The sequence below is a fragment of the Aeromicrobium sp. PE09-221 genome (assembly GCF_002174305.1).
GTDB lineage: Bacteria > Actinomycetota > Actinomycetes > Propionibacteriales > Nocardioidaceae > Aeromicrobium.
In genome coordinates, this window is sequence record NZ_MIJB01000005.1 from 98,111 (window position 1) to 119,926 (window position 21,816).

General features: G+C 67.3%; 24 protein-coding genes. 4 read left to right on the forward strand and 20 right to left on the reverse strand.

What is annotated here, in order from left to right; all coding sequences use genetic code 11:
- Window positions 1-7: 7 nt before the first annotated feature.
- Window positions 8-187: a hypothetical protein gene (locus tag BHE97_RS19665; protein ID WP_140399941.1), complete on the reverse strand. Its 180-nt coding sequence runs from the start codon at window positions 185-187 to the stop codon at window positions 8-10.
- A 241-nt stretch (window positions 188-428) separates the two neighbouring features.
- Window positions 429-1,766, reverse strand: a complete 1,338-nt coding sequence (dnaB, locus tag BHE97_RS03095; protein WP_087622604.1) for a replicative DNA helicase — start codon at window positions 1,764-1,766, stop codon at window positions 429-431.
- Between the two features lie 448 nt (window positions 1,767-2,214).
- On the opposite strand from dnaB, the gene BHE97_RS03100 reads away from it, so the two are divergent.
- Complete coding sequence (locus tag BHE97_RS03100; protein ID WP_236757502.1) at window positions 2,215-3,516, forward strand: MATE family efflux transporter; 1,302 nt, start codon at window positions 2,215-2,217, stop codon at window positions 3,514-3,516.
- 32 nt (window positions 3,517-3,548) lie between these two features.
- Here the strand turns inward: BHE97_RS03100 and BHE97_RS03105 are convergent, their stop codons facing one another.
- Together BHE97_RS03105 and BHE97_RS03110 are read right to left on the reverse strand one after the other, a co-directional pair.
- Entirely contained in the window at window positions 3,549-5,099 is a 1,551-nt protein-coding gene (locus BHE97_RS03105; RefSeq protein ID WP_087622555.1) for an MFS transporter, read from the reverse strand.
- Window positions 5,096-5,719: an NAD(P)H-dependent oxidoreductase gene (locus BHE97_RS03110; protein WP_201791287.1), complete on the reverse strand. Its 624-nt coding sequence runs from the start codon at window positions 5,717-5,719 to the stop codon at window positions 5,096-5,098. The genes BHE97_RS03105 and BHE97_RS03110 overlap by 4 nt, the downstream gene beginning before the upstream one ends.
- 114 nt (window positions 5,720-5,833) lie before the next feature.
- Between BHE97_RS03110 and BHE97_RS03115 the strand changes: the two genes are divergently transcribed.
- Complete coding sequence (locus BHE97_RS03115; RefSeq protein ID WP_087622556.1) at window positions 5,834-6,514, forward strand: TetR/AcrR family transcriptional regulator; 681 nt, start codon at window positions 5,834-5,836, stop codon at window positions 6,512-6,514.
- 41 nt (window positions 6,515-6,555) lie between these two features.
- Here the strand turns inward: BHE97_RS03115 and BHE97_RS20570 are convergent, their stop codons facing one another.
- Genes BHE97_RS20570 through BHE97_RS03135 form a run of 5 tightly spaced genes read right to left on the reverse strand, consistent with a single transcriptional unit; the run spans window position 6,556 to window position 11,240 of the window.
- The gene (locus tag BHE97_RS20570) at window positions 6,556-6,648 is read right to left on the reverse strand and encodes a siderophore-interacting protein (protein WP_140399942.1); all 93 of its coding nucleotides are present in this window, start codon (window positions 6,646-6,648) and stop codon (window positions 6,556-6,558) included.
- A 56-nt stretch (window positions 6,649-6,704) separates the two neighbouring features.
- Complete coding sequence (locus tag BHE97_RS03120; RefSeq protein ID WP_087622557.1) at window positions 6,705-8,324, reverse strand: thiamine pyrophosphate-binding protein; 1,620 nt, start codon at window positions 8,322-8,324, stop codon at window positions 6,705-6,707.
- A 30-nt stretch (window positions 8,325-8,354) separates the two neighbouring features.
- Complete coding sequence (locus BHE97_RS03125; protein ID WP_087622558.1) at window positions 8,355-9,647, reverse strand: TRAP transporter large permease; 1,293 nt, start codon at window positions 9,645-9,647, stop codon at window positions 8,355-8,357.
- A gap of 37 nt (window positions 9,648-9,684) precedes the next feature.
- A complete protein-coding gene (locus BHE97_RS03130; RefSeq protein WP_087622559.1) occupies window positions 9,685-10,203 on the reverse strand; it encodes a TRAP transporter small permease in 519 nt (172 codons plus the stop codon).
- Entirely contained in the window at window positions 10,200-11,240 is a 1,041-nt protein-coding gene (locus BHE97_RS03135; RefSeq protein WP_087622560.1) for a TRAP transporter substrate-binding protein, read from the reverse strand. The genes BHE97_RS03130 and BHE97_RS03135 overlap by 4 nt, the downstream gene beginning before the upstream one ends.
- A gap of 153 nt (window positions 11,241-11,393) precedes the next feature.
- Here BHE97_RS03135 and BHE97_RS03140 point away from each other — a divergent pair, with 153 nt between their 5' ends.
- Window positions 11,394-11,789 carry a carboxymuconolactone decarboxylase family protein gene (locus BHE97_RS03140; protein ID WP_087622561.1) on the forward strand — a complete coding sequence of 132 codons (396 nt, stop codon included), beginning with the start codon at window positions 11,394-11,396 and terminating at the stop codon, window positions 11,787-11,789.
- On the opposite strand, the gene BHE97_RS03145 is transcribed toward BHE97_RS03140, so the two are convergent.
- Entirely contained in the window at window positions 11,779-12,930 is a 1,152-nt protein-coding gene (locus tag BHE97_RS03145) for an FAD-dependent oxidoreductase (protein ID WP_087622562.1), read from the reverse strand. The genes BHE97_RS03140 and BHE97_RS03145 overlap by 11 nt on opposite strands.
- 232 nt (window positions 12,931-13,162) lie before the next feature.
- Between BHE97_RS03145 and BHE97_RS03150 the strand changes: the two genes are divergently transcribed.
- Complete coding sequence (locus BHE97_RS03150) at window positions 13,163-14,215, forward strand: LuxR C-terminal-related transcriptional regulator (protein ID WP_170931228.1); 1,053 nt, start codon at window positions 13,163-13,165, stop codon at window positions 14,213-14,215.
- 5 nt (window positions 14,216-14,220) lie between these two features.
- Here BHE97_RS03150 and BHE97_RS20000 read toward each other — a convergent pair whose 3' ends face one another.
- The 10 genes from BHE97_RS20000 to BHE97_RS03200 form a co-directional block, all read right to left on the reverse strand.
- Entirely contained in the window at window positions 14,221-14,568 is a 348-nt protein-coding gene (locus BHE97_RS20000; RefSeq protein WP_170931229.1) for a hypothetical protein, read from the reverse strand.
- 20 nt (window positions 14,569-14,588) lie between these two features.
- On the reverse strand, window positions 14,589-15,407 hold the full coding sequence (locus BHE97_RS19675; protein ID WP_140399943.1) for an MFS transporter: 819 nt from the start codon (window positions 15,405-15,407) through the stop codon (window positions 14,589-14,591).
- Window positions 15,408-15,444: 37 nt separating this feature from the next.
- Window positions 15,445-16,218 carry an SDR family NAD(P)-dependent oxidoreductase gene (locus BHE97_RS03165; protein ID WP_087622566.1) on the reverse strand — a complete coding sequence of 258 codons (774 nt, stop codon included), beginning with the start codon at window positions 16,216-16,218 and terminating at the stop codon, window positions 15,445-15,447.
- Window positions 16,215-16,490, reverse strand: coding sequence for a hypothetical protein (locus tag BHE97_RS03170; RefSeq protein ID WP_201791288.1), 276 nt, complete (start codon window positions 16,488-16,490; stop codon window positions 16,215-16,217). Before BHE97_RS03170 ends, BHE97_RS03165 begins: the two co-directional genes overlap by 4 nt.
- A gap of 16 nt (window positions 16,491-16,506) precedes the next feature.
- Window positions 16,507-17,034 (reverse strand): 3-phenylpropionate/cinnamic acid dioxygenase subunit beta, encoded by a 528-nt coding sequence (locus BHE97_RS03175; RefSeq protein WP_087622567.1) that lies wholly within the window; start codon window positions 17,032-17,034, stop codon window positions 16,507-16,509.
- A gap of 3 nt (window positions 17,035-17,037) precedes the next feature.
- Window positions 17,038-18,354, reverse strand: coding sequence for an aromatic ring-hydroxylating dioxygenase subunit alpha (locus tag BHE97_RS03180; RefSeq protein ID WP_087622568.1), 1,317 nt, complete (start codon window positions 18,352-18,354; stop codon window positions 17,038-17,040).
- A gap of 6 nt (window positions 18,355-18,360) precedes the next feature.
- The gene (locus BHE97_RS03185; RefSeq protein ID WP_087622569.1) at window positions 18,361-19,404 is read right to left on the reverse strand and encodes a dihydrodipicolinate synthase family protein; all 1,044 of its coding nucleotides are present in this window, start codon (window positions 19,402-19,404) and stop codon (window positions 18,361-18,363) included.
- 34 nt (window positions 19,405-19,438) lie between these two features.
- The gene (locus tag BHE97_RS03190; RefSeq protein WP_170931230.1) at window positions 19,439-20,281 is read right to left on the reverse strand and encodes a 2,3-dihydroxyphenylpropionate 1,2-dioxygenase; all 843 of its coding nucleotides are present in this window, start codon (window positions 20,279-20,281) and stop codon (window positions 19,439-19,441) included.
- Window positions 20,282-20,283: 2 nt separating this feature from the next.
- Window positions 20,284-20,532 carry a hypothetical protein gene (locus tag BHE97_RS03195; protein ID WP_087622571.1) on the reverse strand — a complete coding sequence of 83 codons (249 nt, stop codon included), beginning with the start codon at window positions 20,530-20,532 and terminating at the stop codon, window positions 20,284-20,286.
- Between the two features lie 119 nt (window positions 20,533-20,651).
- On the reverse strand, window positions 20,652-21,794 hold the full coding sequence (locus BHE97_RS03200) for an alpha/beta fold hydrolase (RefSeq protein ID WP_170931231.1): 1,143 nt from the start codon (window positions 21,792-21,794) through the stop codon (window positions 20,652-20,654).
- Between the last annotated feature and the right edge of the window lie 22 nt (window positions 21,795-21,816).

A 21,816-nucleotide genomic window follows, 5' to 3' on the forward strand; every position in this document is an offset into this window, starting at 1 on the left:
ACACCGACTAAGCCACGGGACCATCGGGGGACGCCGTGCAGATGCCCGATGCCGAGGAGATCGCCACCGAGCCGACCGCCAGCCAGGCGGGCACCAGCCGTTCGGTCGCGCCGAGCAGCACTCCGGCCCACATGCTGTCCTCGATCGCCCCGTTGACTACCCGCACACCGTCAGTATGACCACTCATGTTCGCCCGCTGTTCCGGCCTCCAGGGTCGGACAAGCTGAGCGGAACAGATGTCAGCGCACCAAGAGTTCTGCGTGGAACTGGCAGCCATCTGATCGACGGCCCTCGCCGAGGGCCATCCGAATCCTTGATGATGACATTGGCGGCTCTGAGCTCGTTCAGCAGTTTCTATCATATCGGCGTGCACATACGTCACAGAGACTTTCTCAAACTATCGTCCCCGGCCCACGCACGCTGACTCCTCAGAAGAAGTCGCCGGCGGCGGCACCGCCGGTGGGCGGCTCGGGCTCGCGCGCCATGGGGGTGAACCGCGAGTAGTGGCCCTGGAAGGAGACCGCGACCTTGTTGACCGGTCCGGAGCGGTTCTTGGCGACGATGATGTCGGCCTCGCCGGGCCGCTCGGACTCGCCCGCTCCCGTCGCATCAGGACGATTCAGCAGCATGACGATATCGGCGTCCTGCTCGATCGAGCCGGATTCACGAAGGTCCGACAGCTGCGGGGTCTTGTCGGTGCGCTGCTCCGATCCACGGTTCAGCTGGCTGATCGCCACCACCGGCACCTCGAGCTCCTTGGCGAGCAGCTTGATCTGCCGGCTGAACTCCGAGACCTCCACCTGACGGTTCTCGACCCGCTTGCCCGAGGTCATCAGCTGCAGATAGTCCAACACGATGAAGCCGAGCCCGTGCTGCTTCTTGATGCGCCGCGCCTTCGAGCGGATATCGGGCATCGTCATGTTCGGCGAATCGTCGATGACGATCGGCGCGGACTGAACGGTCAACAGCGCCCGGCCGATCGCATCCCAGTCACGATTGGACATGCCGCCGCCACGCATGTGGTGGATGGCGACCTTGGCCTCCGCCGAGAGCAGACGCATCGCGATCTCGGCACCCGTCATCTCCAAGGAGAACATCGCGCAGGGGATGTTGTCGCGGATCGCGGCCTGCCGGATGAAGTCCAGACCGAGCGTGGACTTGCCGACGCCGGGGCGGGCGGCGACGACGATCATCTGACCGGGACGGAACCCGGTGGTGAGCTTGTCCAGGTCGGGGAAACCGCTCAGCACGCCGCCGAGATCGCCATCACGGTTCTGGATCTGCTCGATCTCATCGATCGTGTCGGTCATCAGCGCCGACAGCAGACTGTAGTCCTCGCCCTTGCTGGCGCCGTCGACATCGAGCACCTCGGCCTGCGCCCGGTCGACGATCTCGCTGACCTCGCCCTGACCGCTCTGGCCGAGCTGGGCGATACGCTGTCCGACCTCCACCAATCGACGCAGGACGGCCTTCTCGTGGACGATCTCGGCGTAGTAGTCGACATTGGCGGCGATCGGCACACCCGCGACGAGATCGTGGAGATAGGTGGCCCCGCCGACGCGAGTGATCTCGCCCCGCCGCTGCAGCTCGGCCGCGACCGTGATGGCATCGGCCGGCTCCCCACGGTTGGCGAGGTCGACGATCGTTTCGAAGATCAGCTCATGGGCGGGCCGGTAGAAGTCGCGCGCCTCGAGGAGATCGGCGGCCGGGTCGATCGCGTTCTTGCTCATCAGCATCGCACCCAGAACGCTCTGCTCGGCGGCCATGTCCTGCGGGGGTACGCTGCCCGCTCCCTCAGGGGGCTGGGGCTCCTCGTACAGGTCCGCGACACTCACCGCTGATTCTCCTCCTCAAGGGGTCTGGACTGCCACCGTACGGGGCCGCGCCGACACTTTCCGACACCGCTCCGACGCGTCACAGTAGACCTCGCGAGCGTCCCACTTCCAGTACGTTATCCACAGGCCCTGTGTATGTCTGGGGAGAACCGGTGGGAAACGCCGAGCAGCTTGTGCACAGACCGTGGAAGACTCTGTGGACAAGACTGATTCCGCGCTCACCCGATGGGCTCTGACCTGCGAAAACACTCGACACACCGTGTGGAGGAAAGAAACTTCGGCGTCCATGTTCCCGCGTGGACAGACCACTGTCGGGGATGCCCCATGGGCGCGTAAACTGCTCCACGATGCCCGTTTTCCCCATGTTCTCCCCAGCCCCGTGAGGGACATCGACCGGCGCATCCTCGCGATCTCGATCCCGGCCTTCGCCGCCCTCATCAGCGAGCCCCTGATGCTGATGGCCGACACCGCGATCATCGGCCATGTCGGCCGCACCGAGTTGGCCGGACTGGCCGCGGCATCCACGGTGCTGATGACGGTGGTCGGCCTGTGCATCTTCCTCGCCTATGGCAGTACCGCCACAGTCGCGCGTCATCAGGGAGCAGGGGACGACCGGCGCGCCCTGCAGAGCGCGCTGGGAGGTGTCTGGCTCGCCCTCGGACTCGGTGTGATCCTCGGTGCCGGCCTGGCTGTGTTCGCCCGGCCCCTGGGACGCTCCCTCGCCAGCTCCCCACAGGTCGCCGATCTCGCCTACGACTACCTCATCGTGGCAGCCGCCTCCGTCCCGGCGCTGCTGCTCGTGCTCGCCGCCACCGGCGCACTGCGCGGACTGCTCGATCTCCGTACTCCCCTCCTGGCCATGATCGCGGCGAACCTGGTCAATGTGATCATCACGCTGCTGCTCGTCCACGGTCTCGGGTGGGGGTTGCGCGGCGCCGCACTCGGCCTGGTGATCGCCCAGTGGTTCGCCGCCGTCTGGCTCTGCCTGGTCGTCATCCGTCGCGCACGCGCCGTCCGGGCGTCGGTCCGTCCCGATCTCGGCGAGGTGCTCACCGCCGCCGCGGACGGGGTGCCGCTGCTCGTACGCACCCTCACCCTGCGGATCTCGCTGATCATCGCGACCCTCGTGGCCGCCGGACTCGGCGACGCGCCGCTGGCCGCCCACCAGATCGCCACCACGGTCGTGTCCTTCCTGGCCTTCGCCCTGGACGCCCTGGCGATCGCCGGCCAGACCCTCACCGGTCGCACCCTCGGTGCCTCTGATGCCACCGGCACCCGCGCCATGACCCGGCGGATGATCGCCTGGGGCGTGGGAGCGGGGGTGGTCTTCGGTCTCGTGATCGCGGCCGCCTCACCCCTCCTGGTGCGGGGCTTCACCTCCGATTCCCTCGTGCAGTCCACGGCCATTCCCGCCCTGCTCGTCGTCGCGGCGATCCAGCCGCTCTCCGGGGTGGTCTTCGTGCTCGACGGCGTGCTCATCGGTGCCGGGGACGGCGTGTACCTGGCCTGGGCGGGCATCCTCGTGCTCGCGCTCTATGCGCCGGCCGCTCTCGCCGTGGGCTGGCTGGACGCCTCATTCATGTGGCTGTGGGTCGCTTACGGGGTCTTCATCACCGCCAGGCTCGCAACGCTCTGGTGGCGTCAGCGCGGAGACGCCTGGATGGTGCTCGGCAGCCGTTGACCCCCGCCCAGTCTGGCGGCACAGGAGATGCCTCATCGGCCGCCCGAGGGAGTGTGTCCTCGCCCGCGCAGGACGAGAACCCCGGTGACCAGCAACGCGGTGAGGCCGACCAGCGAGGCGGCGACGGCAGCGTACGCCTGGAGGGCATCCGTCACGGCCACGTGGACTGCGTCGAGCAGTTCCGGTCCCGCGGGGCCGAGTGCCCTTGCCGCCGCGATTCCGTCATGGACGCTCTCGAGCGCACGGTCGCCGACGGGGTCGGGAACGCCACCGGGCATCATCTCGCCGAGCGACCCTCGATAGACGGCCGTCGCGACCGCACCGCCGGTGGCAGCGCCGAGTGCGGTGCCGAGCTCTCCTCCCACCTCCTGCGCGGCAGCCGCCGAACCCGTCTTCTCGTCCGGAACTCCCGCGATGATCAGGTCGCTGACCAGAGCCGCGGCCGCCCCCTGTCCGAATCCCACTATCGAGAAGGCCGCGACGACGACGGACAGCGACCTTCCCGGGTCGACCACGACCATGAGCACGAGAAGACCGGCGGCAGCGAGTGTGAGTCCTATCGCGACGACCACGACCGGACGAATCCATCTCGTCAGCCGCGCGGCGAGCAACGAGCCGGCGATATTGAGCAGGATGTACGGAACCGTCCAGAGGCCCGCGCGCAAGGGGCTCAGCCCCACGACCCACTGCAGATGCTGGGTGAGCAGGTAGAACACGCCGACCACGCCCACCCCGGAGAGCAGGATCGTGACGAGAGAGACCGAGACGCGCGGGTTGGCCAGCAGCGCGAGGTCGAAGAGCGGATCGCGTAGCCGGCGCTGGCGACGCACGAAGACGGCGAGCACGAGGATGCCGACACCCACGGCCAGCGCATTCATCCACAGCGGCCCGCCACCCTGGTCTCCGGCGGCCAGTTCCTGGAGCCCGTAGACCATCGCGAGCATTCCCGTCACCGACAGGATGGCGCTGGTGAGGTCGAGGCCGCCGGAGCCCCGGCCCGTGCGTTCGGGCAGCAGCCGGCGTCCGCCGACCAGTAACAGGACCATGGGTGGAATATTGATGAGGAACACCACGCCCCACCAGAAATGTTCCAGCAGCGCTCCTCCCAGTAACGGCCCGACGGCACCGCCGGCGGAGAAGGAGCTGAACATGATCGCGATCGCGGACCGCCGCTGCACATCGTCATGGAACATCACGCGTAGCAGCGAGAACAGCGAGGGCATCAATGTCGCTCCTGCCACCCCGAGCATCGCTCGGGCGGCGATCAGCATGGACGCCGTGGTCGAGAAGGCCGCGAGGACCGACAGCAGGGCAAATGCCGCGCTGCCGATCAAGAGCAACCGCCGTGGCCCGATGCGGTCACCCAGACGTCCCATCGTCACGAGGAAGCCGGCGATGAGGAACCCATAGACGTGCACGATCCACAAGGCCTGCGAGGCGGTCGGCTCCAGATCGGCACTGACTGTAGGAAGCGCCAGGAAGAGCACCGTCAGATCGGTCGACAACGCCAACATCGGAAGCACCAGCAGCGCGAGGCCGATCCACTCGCGGGGTCCGGCGCGCCGGACGACATCCTCCGTCATCGACGCGCCTGCCTCGCGAGTCGGGCGGGACGCAGAGCACGCGCCCACCAGATCAGTTCGTCGTAGAAGTTGCCGGCGGCCCTGCTCACGCGTGCCGGGTCCGCGGGAACCCCACTCTCGTCGAAGACCTCCCAGAAATCAGGGAAGCTCAGGACATTGCGGATCGTCATCGTACCCAGCTCGACGAACACCGTGCGCAACTGCTCGACGGCCTCGATCCCGCCCGTGCGACCGCCATAGGAGACGAAACCGACCGGCGTGGCGGACCACTCGGAGTTGAACCAGTCGATCGCGTTCTTCAACGAAGCCGGGTAGCCGCGGTTGTACACCGGGGTGACGATGACGATCGCATCGGCCGCCTCGATCTGGTCACCGAGGGCGGTGACATCGGACGGCGCGGCTCGCCCCTTGTCGCCGAGATCGGCGGGCAGGTCCAGATCGGCCAGATCGGTGATGGCCAGTTCGATGTCGTCTCGTAGACGGGCTCGCTCGGCGAGCCAGGATGCCGGAACGTGTCCGAAGCGGCCGGTGCGGACGCTGCCGATCACCATCAGGACTCGCATCCGCTTGGCGGTGTCCGTCATCACGCGGGTGTCACCGGGTTCAATCTTCGTCGTCATGACGCTCCTCCTTTCAATTACGTTATGAACCGTAACGCAATATGCGGAGAGAGCGCAACGCGCAGAGCCCGGATCCGTGACAGTCCGGCACGAATCCGCTCCTAGACTGGCCGCATGGGACAGCGCAGTGCGGGTGCCGCCAAGGGAGCGAGCGGACGACCGCGCGACCGGCAGATCGATCAGTCGGTCATCGAGACCACCCTCGCGATCCTGGACGCCGAGGGGTATGCCGGCGTCTCCTTCGAGGCCGTCGCCCGCCGTGCCGGGACATCCAGACCCGCTGTGTACCGGCGTTGGTCGACCCGGGCCGCACTCGTGCTGGCCGCCGTCGGCGAACGTCTCGACATTCCCGATCCACCGGACACCGGCTGCACCTTGTGCGATATCGGCGAGAGCTTCGACCTGTTCCTCGCCTCCTACCGCACGATCCGCCCTGAATCCCTCAGCGCGCTCTATGCCGAATGCGCCACGGACCCCGATCTGCGCGCTTCCTATCTGGAGACGATCATCGAACCGACGCGCACCGCCGTCGGCATCGCGGTCGACCGAGCGATCGCGCGCGGCGACCTACGACCGGACTCCAACCGAGAGGTGCTCCTCGACCTCGTCGGGTCGCTCGTGCACTACCGCAGCATGTTCAGCCCCGACCATCTCAGCGACGACGATGCCTGGTCGGCCGTCGAGACGCTCCTCCGCGGGGCGGCGCGAGACTATCCCGCTCTCCTGGCCCACAGCGAGGAGCTGGAGAGGCAGCACCTCGACGCCTCGCACGGCCAGCATCACCATCCCCACTGAAGCCGCGAAGCTGCCCCGCCAGCGCCCGGGCCGTCCGGCGGTCAGCGCCGCCAGTAGCCGGTGACGTCGAAGCAGTCACGGGCGACACCACGGTCGTTCTTCAGATAATCGCGGACCACGGTCGGCTCGTTCACGAGGCTCTGGGTCGCCTACGTGGATGGTGCTCGGTGCCCGCTGACGATTCAGTCGATCAGTGATCTCCCGGGTCGGGGATGCTCGCGGTATCCAGGACCACCTCGACGAGAATGGGTCCCGGACGTTCGAGCGCGCGTGCGAGCGCGTCGAAATCGCTCCATTCGGTCACCCGGAGCTCCCTGCCCCCGAGGGCATCGGCGATGCCCGCAAAGCTCGGCCACGAGAAGGTCGTCAACGTGGGGTCGAAATCCTGATTGACGAAGCGGTAGTACTCGGCGCCGTAGGCATTGTCGTTGAGCAGCACCACGACGAGGTTCGCGTCGTAGCGCACGGCTGTGTTGAACTCCGTCAGCCCGCCGAGCATGAAGCCGCCATCGCCGACCACCACCAAGGTCCGCGCATCCGGTCGTGCGAATGCCGCGCCGATGCCGTACCCGACGCTAAGACCGATGTGCCCCACGTTGAGACAGTGGGCATAACGGCACGGATGGGCGACGTCCAGAATGCGAAGCGCTTCATGGGAGAACCGCCCGCCATCGATGCACAAGGACCGGTCGGGATCGACGAGTTGATTGACCCGATGCAGCACGCCGGTGAGGGTCAATGGTCCGGTGCCCTGCGCTGCGGACCAGTCCTTGCGTCGAAAGTCCTCGACCTTGCGGGCCATGTCCTCGGACCTGAAACCCGATGCGGGGGCGCCGGCCTCGTCGAGGATCTCGATCAGTTCAGTCGCCGCCACGCCGGCGTCAGCGACGATCGCGAGGTCCACCGGGAAGTAACGCCCCAGTGCTCCTGGATCAGAATCGATCTGGACGACGCGCTTACCCTCCAACAACTCCCCTTTGAGCGTCGTCAGCGAGGTCAGCGCACCGCCGAACACCACCAGGCAGTCGCTGCGTGCGATCGTCTCGCTCGCCACCGGGTTGGCCAGGGTTCCGCAGATGCCCACCAGGCACGGGTCGTCGGCGAACAGACCTTTGCCTCTCAACGTCGTGGCGACCGGCGCTCCGAGGCGCTCAGCCAGCTTGGTCAGCGCCGCCTCGGCGTCACGTGCCCCGCGCCCACCGATCAGGAGGGGGCGACTCGAGCCGATGAGGACGCCGGCCGCCTCCTCCAATGCCTCACGCGAGGGCCGGGCCACCCCTTCCTCGATCACTGTCGCCCTCGGGAACTCCATCGAGCACTGCGCCTGATGGAAGTCGCTCGGGATACCCAGGACCACGGGGCGGCGAGCCGACGACGCCGACCGAAATGCAGCGGCGAGATCCAACGCGGCTGTCTGCGGAGAGCGGACTTCGCGGTACTCCGCACCGGTCGGCGCGACGACCTCCCGCTGAGGAATGTTCTGCAGGTGCATCCCCTCGGCCCGCGACGTGTCGCCCGCGATGACGAGCACCGGGTAGCCGCCGCGAACGGCGTCGAAGAGCGCGCTCACGCAGTTCGCGATGGCACCGTGGGTGACCGTGGCCACGCCGACGCGGCCCGTGACCGCGGCATGCCCCGCTGCCATGAGCACCGCTCCCCCTTCGTTCGCGGAGGACACGAAGCACGCGCCCGGCAGCCGGTGAAAGCTGTCGGCGATGTACATATTCGCATCGCCCATGACACCGAACATCCGGTCGACGTCGAGCGATCGGAGCGCCTGTGCGAAGAGTTCGTTGAATGTGCCGCGCACGCTTCGTCCTTCCCTAGGGTGGAACGTCGGTCATGAAACCGCGAACAGGATGGTGTTCGGTACCGCGATGAAGACGCCGAGGGAGGCGAAGTACGGCACGTAGTAGGGATTGACGCCGCGGAAGACCGTCATGACGTCGAGCGACTTATCCAGACCGGCGGTGATGAAGACATTGACCCCGACCGGCGGCGTCACGGACCCGAGGGTCGTGACGAGTGTGACGATGATCGTGAACCACACCAGGTCGTAGCCGAGCGCCGTCACCAGCGGGAAGAAGATCGGGATGCTGATGACGAGGAAGCCGAGAGCATCCATGATGGCGCCGCCGACCAGGTAGATCGCGATGACCACCATGAGGATGAAGAACGGCGCGACCTGGAGATTCGATACCCATTCGGCGAGTTCGAAGGGCATACGGGTCACCGACAGGAACCGTCCGAAGACCACCGCCCCGGCGATCAACAGGACCACCATGGCCGAGGTCCGTAGCGTCCCTACGATGGACTTGCGCAGCACCTCGACCGTCAGGGACCGGTTCACAGCGGCGATGACCAGCGCACCGAGGGCACCGACCGCCGCCGCTTCGCTGGGAGTGAACCAACCGGCGAAGAGGCCGCCGACCGCCAGCAGGAAGAGGATGCCGGTCTCCACCACACCCTTGAGTGAGCTGAACCGCTCCGTCCAGGTCGCCTTGGGGCCCGGCGGACCGTACTCCGGCCTGAGGCGGCAGATCACCATGACGGTGATGACCAACAGGACGCCCACGAAGATCCCCGGCCACAGCGCGGCCTGAAAGAGGCGGCTGATCGACTGCTCGGATTGGACGGCGATGATGATGAGGGCGGTCGACGGCGGAATGAGGACCCCGAGCGTCCCGCCGATCGCCACCGCTCCCCCGGCGACGCGAGGGTTGTAGCCGTACCGCTTCATCTCCGGCAGCGCCACTGACCCCATCGTGGCGGTCGAGGCCGAGTTGGAGCCGGAGACGCAGCTGAACGCGATGCTGGCCAGGATCGTCGTCGCGGCGACACCACCGGGGAAGTGCCCGATCCACGCGTAGGCGGCCTTGAAGAGCTTGCCGCTCATCCCCGTGTGAAAGATGACCATGCCCATGAGGATGAACAGCGGCACGACTGCGAGGCCGTACGACGACATCTGCCGGTACACGTCGGCGGCGACGAGCTGTAAGCCCGCTGCCGGCCCGAGCACGATCGTGGAGCCGGCGAGGCCGACCGCCAGCATCGCGAACGACACCGGCATCCGCAGGAAGAGCAGTGCGAACATCACGAGGATGCCCAACACCGCGAGAGTCGTGGGGTCCATCTGTACTCCTTGGGGTGGGGACCGAGGGCGTCAGCGGTCAGAACACGTTCAGCTCGGGGTCCTCGGTCGACCACGAGAGGGCGCCGCGGGCGAGGTCGGCCACCAGGGCGAGCACGAGGCCGGCGAAACCGACCACGACGACGTACACCGCGGGCCAGAACGGGATGCCGAGCGACTCCGTAGCCGATCCCTGGGCTCGCATGACCTGGCCGTACACGACGAGGCTCGTGATGACCTGGACGAACAGCGCGATCGAGACGATCGTGACGACGGACGCCACGACGATCCGGATGCGGCGAGGCCAGTGGCGGACGAGCAGGTCGATCGACACGTGAGCCCCGTGGTTCTGGGCGTCGCCGAGCGACAGCCCGAAGACCACCGCCGCCAGCATCGCGACGACCTCGAAGGTGCCGTTAAGCGGTGAACCCGCGACACGCATCACGATGTTCGCGATGAGCGCGAGCATGACGAGCACGAGGCAGACCGAGGCGACCCGCACCATGCCGGTGTTCAGCAGCCCGGCGAATCGCACGACCCGCTGCAGGACGGCGGTCACTGCTCGTCCTTCTGATGCTCGTCGGCCAGCTCGCGCATCCGGTCGAGGACGGCCTGGGCGTCGAGGTCCGCCGAGTCGTTGCGGCTCACCCACTCGGCCGAGACCTCGTCGAGGACCTCGTCCCACTGGGGCCTTTCGGAGGCGTCCACCTCGACGGTCTCGACACCCTGCTCCTCGGCGAATTCCAGTGCGGACCCGATGTTCTCGCCGTCGTGGTACTCCGCCGCCCACTGCATCATCTCGGTCTTGAGGTCCTGGATGGCGTCCTTGACGTCGTCGGGCAGCGAGTCGTAGCGCTCCTGGTCCATCACGGCGACGAAACTGTTCGAGGGACCGAATGGGTAGTCGGTGATGTGTGAGACGTGCTCGGCGAGCCCGAAATCCTCGAGCACCTCCCGCGAGGACACGTAGCCGCTGACCATGCCGGTCTGAAGCGCCTCGGCCACGTCCGGCATGGGCATGCCGATCGGCGAAGCGCCCAGTCGCTCGAGAACCGGGATGGTGGCACTCGAGCTCCGCAGCTCGAGCCCGTTCATGTCCGCCGTCGTGGTGATCGGACGGCTCGACTGGATGTAGGACGGCTCGGTCGTGAAGGCGGTGATGATCTCGTAGCCGTCGAACTCTGGCGGCTCCAGCTCGGTCAGCAGCTCGAGGAACACAGCGCTGGCCGTCGTCGCGTCGGTGATGCCGATCGGCACCTGGATGGCCGAGGACACCGGGAAGCGTGATGAGTCGTAGGCGGGGCTGTCGAGTCCGATGTCGACGGTGCCGGCCGAGACGCCATCGTAGATGTCTCCAGAGCCCAGCAACGTGCCGCCGGTGAACAGCTCGACCTCCACAGCGCCGTCGGTGCGCTCCTCCATCTCTTCCTTCCACCGTTCCATCTGCAGGCTCGGGAAGGACTCGGCAGGCGCGAAGAACGCGTACCGCAGGGTGACGGGGCCGTCACCCTCGCCGCCGGTGGACCCTCCCGCGGTACAGCCGACGAGCAAGGCCGCAGCGACAGCAGCGGGGATGATGCGGGACAGAACTGACATGGTTGCCTCCTCGGCAAGACCTGAACTGTCTCAGCACGCTAGCCGTCCGATGGGGCTCCCGGCGTAACCCAAAGGGGTACACCTGGGCGCTGAAAGCGCTGTCATCCCGGAGCCTGAGGCACAGTCGGAACCACAACCGAGCGAGGAGAACCCATGTCCCAGGACGCGCAGGACTACGTTGACGACATCGCGCGGAGACGCGGTTATGTACTGGAGTACCACCAACGGATGGCCGCAGCGGATGTCGACGTACTCCGAGCGGCCGACGGTCTCGTCACCGCCGCCTACCTCGCGCCACGGTCCTTGGACCGCAAGACCAAAGAGCTCTTGTTCGTCCTGAGCCTGACCGTCATGCGGGCAGATCCGGACCACATCGCGAGCCATATCCGGGTCGCCCTCGAGCACGGCGCCACCGCGCAGGAAGTGCTCGAGGCGATCGAGATCGCGTTGCCCGAAGCCGGGGTCGTGGCCTTTCAGCACGGGTTCGCGGTGTGGGCCGAGGTCACCGGCGCCCCACGCATCACGCCCTCGGAGGCTGTCAGGCGCTGAGCGGTGCTCGAGAGAGGATCGCCGAGCGGTGGTGAGTGAGTTCTCGGGCGGCGTTGACGCAGAGCGCCCCGATCTGAGCTCCCTGTCGCGCGTAGCCGACCACCAGACGGTTGGCATCCCGATCGAGGATCTGCACATCGTCGGCCGCATGAGCCCGACCGACGAAGCGAAGGCTGGCGCCGAACTGGTCGGACCAGAAGTACGGGACCGGTGAGAACGGCTCGTCGGATCCGAGAAGCACCGAAGCTGCGTGACGCCCCTGATCGACGGCGTTCTTCCAGTGCTCGACGCGAATCGACTCGTCGAAGAGCGGGTGGTACCAGCGCGTCACGTCGCCGGCGGCGACGATATCGGGGGCACTCGCTCGCAGCGTCCGATCGCAGAGCACACCATCGGCGATCCCCAACCCGCTGCTGCGCAACCAGTCCACCTCGGGACGGGCACCGACAGCAGCTACCACCACGTCGGCCACGACGGCCGTTCCGTCGCCGAGCCACACGCGGTAGCGGCCGGCCACCGGTTCGACCTCGACCGCGAGCCGACCCGTGACGAGTTCGACCCCGTGGGTGCGGTGAAGATCGGCGAGCCACGAACCGACGTCATCGCCGAGGTCGCGGGCCAGGGGCACGGGAGCGACCTCGATGACGGTCGACCGCAGCCCCAGTTCCGTCACGGTCGCTGCGACCTCGAGCCCGATGAAGCCTCCCCCGATGACGGCGACGTGCTCGACGCTACCGAGCCTCTCTCGCAGCACGGCAGCGTCGTCCAACGTGCGCAAGAAGTGCACGTGTTCGTTGCCGGCGCTCAGGCGCCGGGGCGCGGCCCCCGTCGCGATGATCAGACCGTCGTAGGAGAGCGCACGGTCATCCTCGAGGATCACCACCCGCGCTTCGGTGTCGAGCGCGCGGGCGGGGGTGCCGAGCTCCAGCCGCACGCCGGCTTCCGCGTACCAGGCGGGGTCGCGCAGCGGCGAGGGCATGGGTTCGCCACGCAACGCTTCTTTGGACAGCGGAGGGCGATCATACGGAAGATGGCGTTCCGCCCCGACCAGGACGATCTCGCCGGTGAAGGCCTCGCCGCGCAGCGCTTCGATGGCATGGACCGCGGCGAGCGAGCCGCCCACCACGACGATCCGCTCCATGGTGCGTCCTCCTGGTTTCGGCAGTATTTCCCCCAGAGTGACACTGCGCCATCGAGCGGCCTACGCCCAGACCCCGTCCGCAATGTCACCCGCTCGGGTGACACGAAAGGGGCTGTGTTCGGTCGCTCATCTCACTTAGGATGGCCGGCAACCCTCAGGCTCCCGCGTGAGGTCGAACACGTCTCCGCATGCTGCTCGGGCGCCCCGACGTCCGAACTCCAGGAGGATGTCCATGTCCGTCGATCACCATCGCCATCTCTTCACGAACGCCCTGCAGTCGGCGCTGACCCGCACCGAAGTCACCCGCGCCTACCTCGCACACGTGGGCGACGTCGTGCCCGCCGACGGCCTCGGCCTGTACGAACTCCACCCCGAGCAAGGCGTCATCGACGTCCGCGCCACGGTCGGTGGGGAGCTTCTCGACGACTACGAGGACTACGGCCGCCAGGACGACCCGGTCCTGAGGTTCGTCACCGAACAACACCGACCCATCGATTCATCGCGCGTCTGCGCGCCCCATACGTGGAACGCCTGTGGTGCGCGCAACGCCCTCGCCCGCGAGAACTTCGAGCATTCGATGGAGGCGCCGATCATCGTCTCGGGGGTGCTGTTCGGCACGATCAACTTCGCGCGACCCGGCGACTGTCCGCCGTTCAGCGAGACCGACCTCACCTCGGCCCGCTTCGTCAGCGAGCAGCTCAGCCTCGCGACGGAGCGGGCCGTGCGCTATGAGTTGACCGGCTACCGGGCGAGCGCCATCGAGCACGCGCTCGACCGTCTTCCGCAGGCGGTGGTCGTGACCGACCTGGACGCTCAGTTCATCTTCTGCAACCGGTCCGCCCGCGATGAGTGGCAGATCGGTCCCGACGAGGCGGCGATCGGCAACGACTCGATCACCGGGTTCATCGAAGAGGCGATGACCGCTTTCCGCGCCGAGAACCGCCGCGTGGTGGCCCGCACCGTCCGCGACGCCAAGACCGGCCGACAGGCCGTGGTGAAGTCCTACCGCCTGTCAACGAAGGACCGCACCGCCGTGACCATGGTCTTCGGTACCGACGGGGGGAATGAGCGTCTGCTCCCGGACTGGGGCGTCCTCACCCGCCGCGAACAGGAGATCGCTCAGCTGGTCAGTGAAGGGCTGACCACCAAGGAGATCGCCTCACGAGCCTTCATCAGCGAGAACACCGTCAAACAGCACCTCAAGCGCATCTTCGCGAAGACCGACGTCAGCAACAGGGCGGAATTGGTCCAGCTCATCTGGACGTCGCGGCAATCACTGGACTGACGGACTCACCCTCGCCGGACGCGGCCGACGAGGAGTCCCATGAGCGCTTGGATCACCGCGAGTCCGAGGACGACCGCCACCACCACGACGCTGGAGGCGGTCGCCTGCTTCGCCCAGCCGACGAGCAGCAGCCCGATCGTGACGCCGGCGTAGCCGACGTTCTGCACCATCGACGACAGCGGTCCCGAATCCACCCCGACCGCCGATCTCAACGGGATCAGCGACAAGGCCACCACCATCGAGGCGCCGGCGCCGAATCCCGCCAGCCCCACCCAGACAAGCGCAGCGGACGGCCATATCCACAGGCCGAGGATCGCCACGAGCACGATGCCAGGCACGAGAGTGGTCGTCATCCGCTGATCGCCGCCGACGTTTACGAAGGGCGGCACCACCACGTTGGCCGCGATGCCGACGATGAGGAAGGTCCCCAGGTGGACGCCGGCGGCCCGTGCCGAGACCCCCAACCCCTGTTCGATCGTGGGCAGCCATCCGAGCGGCAGGTAGAAGATGCAGGACTGCACGCCGAAATAGGTCGCCAGCTGCCAGGCGAACGGAGATCTCCAGGGAGAGCCGAGCCGCGGCGGCACGGGCGCTGACCTGTGCTGACGGCCCGCTGCGGCGCGGCCAACGCGATGACCACCGGCACGACCCACACCCCGAGTGCCGTCTGCCACCCGCGGTCCATCGCCACCGGAACCGCCACCGCCGCCGCGACTGCGGCGACGGCGCTCTGCAAGGCGATGTAGTGCCCGGTCACGGCGGGGACCCGGGTCGGAAAATCCCGGCGGGTGAGGACCGGCAGCAGGACATTGGCGATCGCGATGCCGCCACCGAGCACGGTGGTGCCCATGACGAGGGCCGCCACCGGCGCGCCCGGCACCGGCAGCGAGCGCAGCGCGATGCCCAGGGCCGCGAGACCAAGCGCGATGATCACGGCGGTCTCCACGCCCAATCGTGCCGCGATTCGATGCCCGAAGGGGGAGACGAGAGCGAACGCCGCGATGGGAGCCGCCGTCACCACGCCCTGGACGGCCTCGGAGAGCGCGAGGTCGTCGGCGATCACCGGCAACACCGGCCCCACGGCGGAGATCGAGGCTCGCAGGTTGGCCGCGAGGACGAGGATCGCGATGAAGGCAACGGCCGAGTACCCCAGGCGCCGCTGCCCCGTCGCTTCATCGTCCGCACCGAGCATCGTCAGCGACCAGCGGTGCCCGGACGCCGGCGCCCGATCATGGCCGTCGACCTCCGTCGGTGTTGATGACGGCGCCCGTCGTCAACCGTGCGGCGCGCCGGTCGGCGAGGTAGAGGTAGGCGCCGGCATGGTCCTCTGGGCACGCGGCCTCACCGAGCAGCGCGCCGGCCGCGATCCGCTCATCGCGACCCGGCACGGTCGCTGCGGTCTCGCGCTGCTCCAGGGAGGCCAGACCACCGAATCGCGTGCCGGACGTGCCCCCTGGCGCGACGCCGTTGACGCGCACGTCAGGGGCCAGGTCCACCGCGAGATGGGCCACCGCTCCCCGCAGCGCCCATTTGGAGCTGCCGTAGAGCACGCCTCCGCCCACGGGATGGAACGCCGACTCCGACAGCGTCAGCGTCACCGATCCCCGAGTCCGCACGAGCGCCGGATAGGCGGCCCGCACCGCCTGGAGCGCACTCAGCACGTTCAACCGCCAGACCTCCTGCGCGGCGGCAGTGAGCTGTGCGGCGTCGAGGGAGCGCACCGAGACGTACTGGTCGAAGATGCCGACACAGCACGTGAGGTGGTCGAGTCCCGCCTCCCCCGCTGCCCGGGCAACGGCGTCATCGAGCAGGTCGGGGTCCGTCGCGTCCGCCACCATGACGTCGAGCCGCTCGTGATCTGGCAGCTCGGCCGCGTGAGCCGCCGAGCGCTCGACCACGGTGACCTGGGCGCCCGCGCCGAGGTACGCGAGTGCGGCGGCCCGGCCGATGCCAGAGCCGCCACCTGTTACGAGGACGCGCTGCCGGTCGAGGGCCCCGCTCACTGACCCGGGTTCCGGGACAGCAACTCGGTGATGAGTTCAGGCTCCTGGAAGCTGAGGCAGTCGAGGGCGACCGCATCGAGGAGAACGCGGCTCCCGCGACGCGGCGACCAGATATCGAGCCGCATCCCGTTGCGGGTCTCCACCTTGCGCACCACGACGTCGGTGAACTCGTTGGCGATGACGATCGGTCCGTCGTTACCGCCGTCGCTGGGGTACTCGGACACGTCGCCGATCTCGGGACGTTCGAACATCGGGTCGGGCTGAGAGGTCATCGGGTCACCGTCCGGCTCAGATGAAGATGGACATGTTGTGGGCATTGATGAGGGACTGGTCGAAGGCCGCCCACCGTCGGGCGATCTCCCACCCGGCCGGCGTCGCAGCGCGGCGCACGGTGTCCTTGCGGAACAACGAGTAGAAGCTCGGCGTGGGTTCGTCACCCCGGCTGCGATAGATGAAGCAGTTCGACTGCACGAGGTATTCGTTCTCCACGTCGCCGGGATCGACGACGACGTTGGTGACGAAGTGGCGGGTGCGCGAGGGCGGTTGTTCGGCCCAGGCGAAGTCCGTCTCGAGCCGCTGCACCCGCACTTCCAACGTCGCTTTGGTGTCGTCGAAGATCCGCGAGGTCGGCGCGAGCTCCCAGTCGGCGAGCGCCTCCCGGGTGACTCGGACCGGCACCTCGTAACGGATGTCGGCGGCCAGGTACTCCAGCCAGTCGCGGAAGCGTCGCTCGTCGAGGGCGAGCGCTTCGCGATAAAGGAAGTCCTGCAGGCTCATACGGGTCTCGAGGTCGACCTGTGTCGTCGTGGCGGACACGGCTCACACCTCCCCGACCAGGTAGTCGGCCCACCGGCTCCACAGGTTGCGGAAGTTGGTGTCGTTCACGTACGGCCGCACGACGTGGCCCGGCCCTGAGAAGTCCTTGTCGCGCTCGCTCTCCATCCCCATGATGTAGGGGAAGTCGACGTTCTTGACCATCGTCGAGCCGGCAGCTCGGGTGACCTTCGTCCAGTTCTCGAAGTCGTCCTGCTCGAAGGTCCCCGCCTGTCCGAATGCCAAGGTGTACGCGCGGTACGCCTCGTCCTTGTACTCCTGCGAGGCGTCCTTGGGGACGAGGCACCAGGAGTACATCTCCATCCGTCCCGGACCGGCCGGGTGGTAGAGCCGCATCGTCACGAACCGCACCCCGGGTTCGCCGGGGACGAGACTGAACGGCTGCATGAGGAACGAGAGGTTCGGGAAGACGGTGCCGACTGCGGTCCGCACCTGTGAGAACACCTCCACCTGCTCGGGCGTGAACGAGGCCCGCATCCGCTCTGCCAGGTCGTCGGGGAACCCGCCGAACGGCGGGAAGTTCGGGCTGTGCCCCAACCCGATGCCGTGACCCAGGCCCGGGATGCTCGCCGCCCACCCCTGGCTGTGCGTGGAGCCCGAGGACGGGAAGTACCCGAGGTTGAAGCCCCACTGGTGCGCCACCGGCGTGTGGTAGCCGTCGCCGGCGAAGTTCTCGGCGCAGATCTTCCAGTCGGTCTCCGCGACCCAGTGATCCGGCGGACCGTGCACCTCGCTGCCCTCGCCACCCTGCTTGAGGTAGAAGTCCAGATAGAACTGGAACCCTCCGAGGTACTCCTCCAGCGAGGGTGCGTCGGGGTCGAGGCAGCCGAACACGAGGCCGGCATACGAGTCCACGCGGACGTTGACCAGGCCCCAGTCCTTGCGCTTCAGCCGGCCCTCATAGCCCTCCTTCATGTACGGAACACCGATCAGCTCGCCGGAGTTCTTGTACGTCCAGCCGTGGTACGAGCAGCGGAAGTGCGAAGCGTTGCCCATCTCGGACTTGCAGAGCATGTTGCCGCGGTGGCGGCACATGTTGAGGTTGGCCGAGATGTCGCCGTGCTCGGTGCGCGCCACGATGATGTTGTTGTTCCCGATGTACCGGGTGACGTAGTCACCCGGCGCGGGGATCTCCGACTCGTGGGCCAGGAAACACCAGGCCCGTGAGAACAGTCGTTCCTGTTCGAGGTCGTAAATCTGCTGATCGTTGAAGGCGCGGGCCGGGAAACGACCCTCACTGATGCCCTGGCGGATGCCCTGGAGCTCGTCGTCCAGGGAGCGGTCGACGCTGGAGGAGGTCATGGCAGGTCACACCTTCGACGCCTGACGGCCGGCACGGACACCGAAGCGCTGCTCGATCTCCTGCTGGATCTGCTGGTACCGGTCCACGTGCTCGATGGAGGTGCGCACGTGCTCCTCGGGGACGAGGTCCTCGGTGTAGGGCGGACGGCACGTGCCGACGTTGATGTACCCGGCGTGGTTGACGCGGATCTTCTCCAGCGGCACGTTGTACTTCGCGAACTCCATGAAGTCCTGGCCCACGAGGAATGGTTCGTGCGCCCAGCGCAAGCGCTCGGTCAGCCAGCGGGCATCGTCGAAGCGGCCCTGCTGCAGCGCGTCGCGCAGCTCGAGCACGGGGCCGGGACCCATGGCGGTCGTCGACGACCAGGCCATGCCCACGAGTTCCTCGCCGTACATCTCCCAGGCCGGGAACCAGTCGGTCTCGATCGGCATGAGCGGGAACTTCGTGCCGGTGTGGGCCATGTCGTTGTGATAGCGGAAACCCACCGAGGCACCGCCGGCGTACTTGACCGCGACGACCTGGGGCAACTCGACGAGCGTCTTGTAGACCCGACGAGGGATGATGCCGCGGAATGCCGCCGTGTTGTCGTAGACGACGATGGCAAGCTCGGGCACCGCCTCGGCGACGTCGCGATAGAAGCGCTCCATGACGGGAGCGACCATCTCGCCCCACATCGGCCGGCCGAGGAGCGTGCCGGTGATGCCGAGATCGGCGAGGAACCGCATGCGCTCGACGGTGTCGCGGGTGTTGAGCGTGGTGGTGCCGATGAAGACCGGGAAGTCCGGGTCGACGTCGCGGACCGTCTCGGCCACGGTGCCGGCGAAGGCCTTCCACTCGTCCAGGGTCAGCGACGCCATCTCGCCGAGGGTGCCGTTCAGCGCGATCGCGTCCACTCCGTCGGCGATCAGCGCACGGATCATCCGCTCGCTCTCGGCCAGATCGACGGTGTCGGTCGCGTCGACGCGCTCGGCACCCGGCAGGGCCGGAGTGGGCGGGTAGGCCATGACTCCGCGCATGTCACGACCGGTGACCTTGGGAAGCTTGCTCATAGGGTGCTCCTCGTTCCTTGATGTAGACGTTCGTTCAGAGCCGGGCCGCCGCGACGGCGGTCCCGGTCAGCCAGGCAGGCACCGGTTCGTACACGAGGACCTCGAACGAGGTACCCGCGGCGCCGGCAGCCACCAGCCAGGTGCGGATCTCGTGGGCTCCGTTGCCGGCCTCGTCGATCTCGTGCTGGGTGTAGTCGGTGAGTCGTTCGGGATCGCCGGACTCGAGCCGGGCGATGAAGTCACGGTCGAAATCGGTGTTGATGTCACCGGATTCCGGCAGCCCGACCCAGTGGGACAGACCGCCGGTCGCCACCACCACGACCCGCTCGGCGACGCTTTGGGCCTCGACGGCCCGGCGGATCATCGCGCCGAAGTTGAAGCAGCGCCGCGGAGTCGGCCACGGCGGATTGACGCCGTTGACGATCACCGGCACCAGCGGGATGCGCGACTCGGGGTCGAAGTGCTTGAACGGGACACAGAAGTTCTCGTCGAAGTCCAGCCCGCCCTCGACGAGCGCCGGGTCGAACTCCGACTCCAGCGCGAAGCCGTAGAGATGCCGGCCGAGGTCCGCGTGCCCGGGGTACCGGTGTTGCTCGACGTTGAGGAACGACGCCATCTCCTGCGTGACCGGACCGAGGTAGTCGTCGCCGGTCGCGATGGCGAAGGCCGGCAGGTTGCCGAGGTGGAAATTGGTGAAGTGCTCGACCGACACGGCGATGATCGCGTCGGGCGCCAGTTCCTCGATCTGGCGGCGCACCTGCGTGTAGGCATCCTCCACGGCCTTCTGCTGCGCGGGTTCGGCCCGTTCGGGCCATCCGGTGATGCCCGGCGAGTGCGAGGCAGCGAACGCCCCGACGATCTTCCCGGTGTTAGCCATTGTCATTTCTCCCCACGAATCCGCGCGTAGTATTCGGCACGATCGACTTCGAGCTGGATCGCGCAGAAATACAAGAGATAAGGATTGATGCCCTTTTCGTACATGGACTTGAAATCAAGCTTCTGCAAGTGATCCCGGAACTCGTCCTCGATCCCGTATTCGTCGAGAACCTTGCCGGAATCACGCATATAACGGTCCTTGACGGAGGGATCCCGGCGAATGTCCCAGAGCAATTTATGAACGCTGTACATCGCTGTGCTCTCTCCTTGCCCGAGGTTTCCCCCGTCCCCATGCGGAATATCTCGCAATTTCAATCTAGGACCGCCGGGGACGGGGGTCGTGACCCTTCCGGGTCAATTCGCTCGAGCGCTCAGATCTTGTGCGTGAACCAGTCGGTCAGGCGGGCCGTGGCGACGGAGAAGTAGTCGTAGCTGCAGTGCAGCGAGCCGGCCTGGTCGTAGATGTCGACCGTGACGTCGTCGGTCGTCAGGGCGTCGACGAAGCGCCGCGCACCGTTGATGTCCATGATGATGTCGTCCGTGCCGTGCATGACATAGACGGGCACGTCGATCTTGTCCGCCACGCCGTCGAGCGTGAACTTTGCGAGCTTCTCGCGCGCCTCCGCGTCGTCCGCCGATCCGCTCAGCCACTGCAACTGCTCCTGCAGCGGCGGGTAGAACTCGTAGAAGTCCGTGAGGATGCTCCAGGTGCCGCACCACGCCGCGACCGCCTTCACACGCGGCTCGAAGGCCGCGGCCCGCGGTGCGTAGTAGCCGCCGAAGCTCACGCCGGCGAGGCCGATGCGGTCCGCGTCGACGTCGTCACGCTGCTCCAGCACATCCAGCACGGCACGCACCGGCACCTCGTAGTCCGGTCGGCTGTACAGCTGCTTGAAGCGCAGCGAGCTGCCGCGGCCGGGGGTGTCGACCATGACCACGTTCATGCCGCGGTCGGGGAACTCCGAGCCGCCGAGGAAGTACAGCTCCTCAGCCCAGGAGTCGGCGCCGCCGAGGAACAGCACGGTGGGCCGCCGGGCGCCGGAACCGTCCGGCCGCACGATGTATCCCTCCATCGTCGTGCCCTCGAACGGCACCTCGATCTGCTCGATGCGGCCGTCGGTGAGAGCGGCGGCACGACGGAAGTTCTCGCGACCGGCGTTGTACGCCTCGTTGCGACGCGGGTCTTGCGAGCGCAGGAAGAACTCCGAGTGCCGGAAGTAGCTGCAGGAGCGGAAGAGCGCCCGGCGTCCGGTGGTGATGTTGCCCTCGGCCAGTGCGGCTTCGCCCTGCGCGGCGACCTCCCGGGCGGTGCGCTGCCATTCGCGGTACCAGACCTCGCCGTCGGTCGTCTCCGTCCCGATGCGAGCGGCGGTCCGGCTGCACTCGAAGAGGTCGGCGCCGCCGACCGCGACTTGGGCGAGTAGACGCATGGTCTGGATCGACCAGTCCTCGTCCTGCGGGAAGAGCTCGATGGTCGAGAGGGCGTCGGCATTGGTCGGTGTCTCGGTCGTCATGTGCATTTCTCCTTGGTGGTGG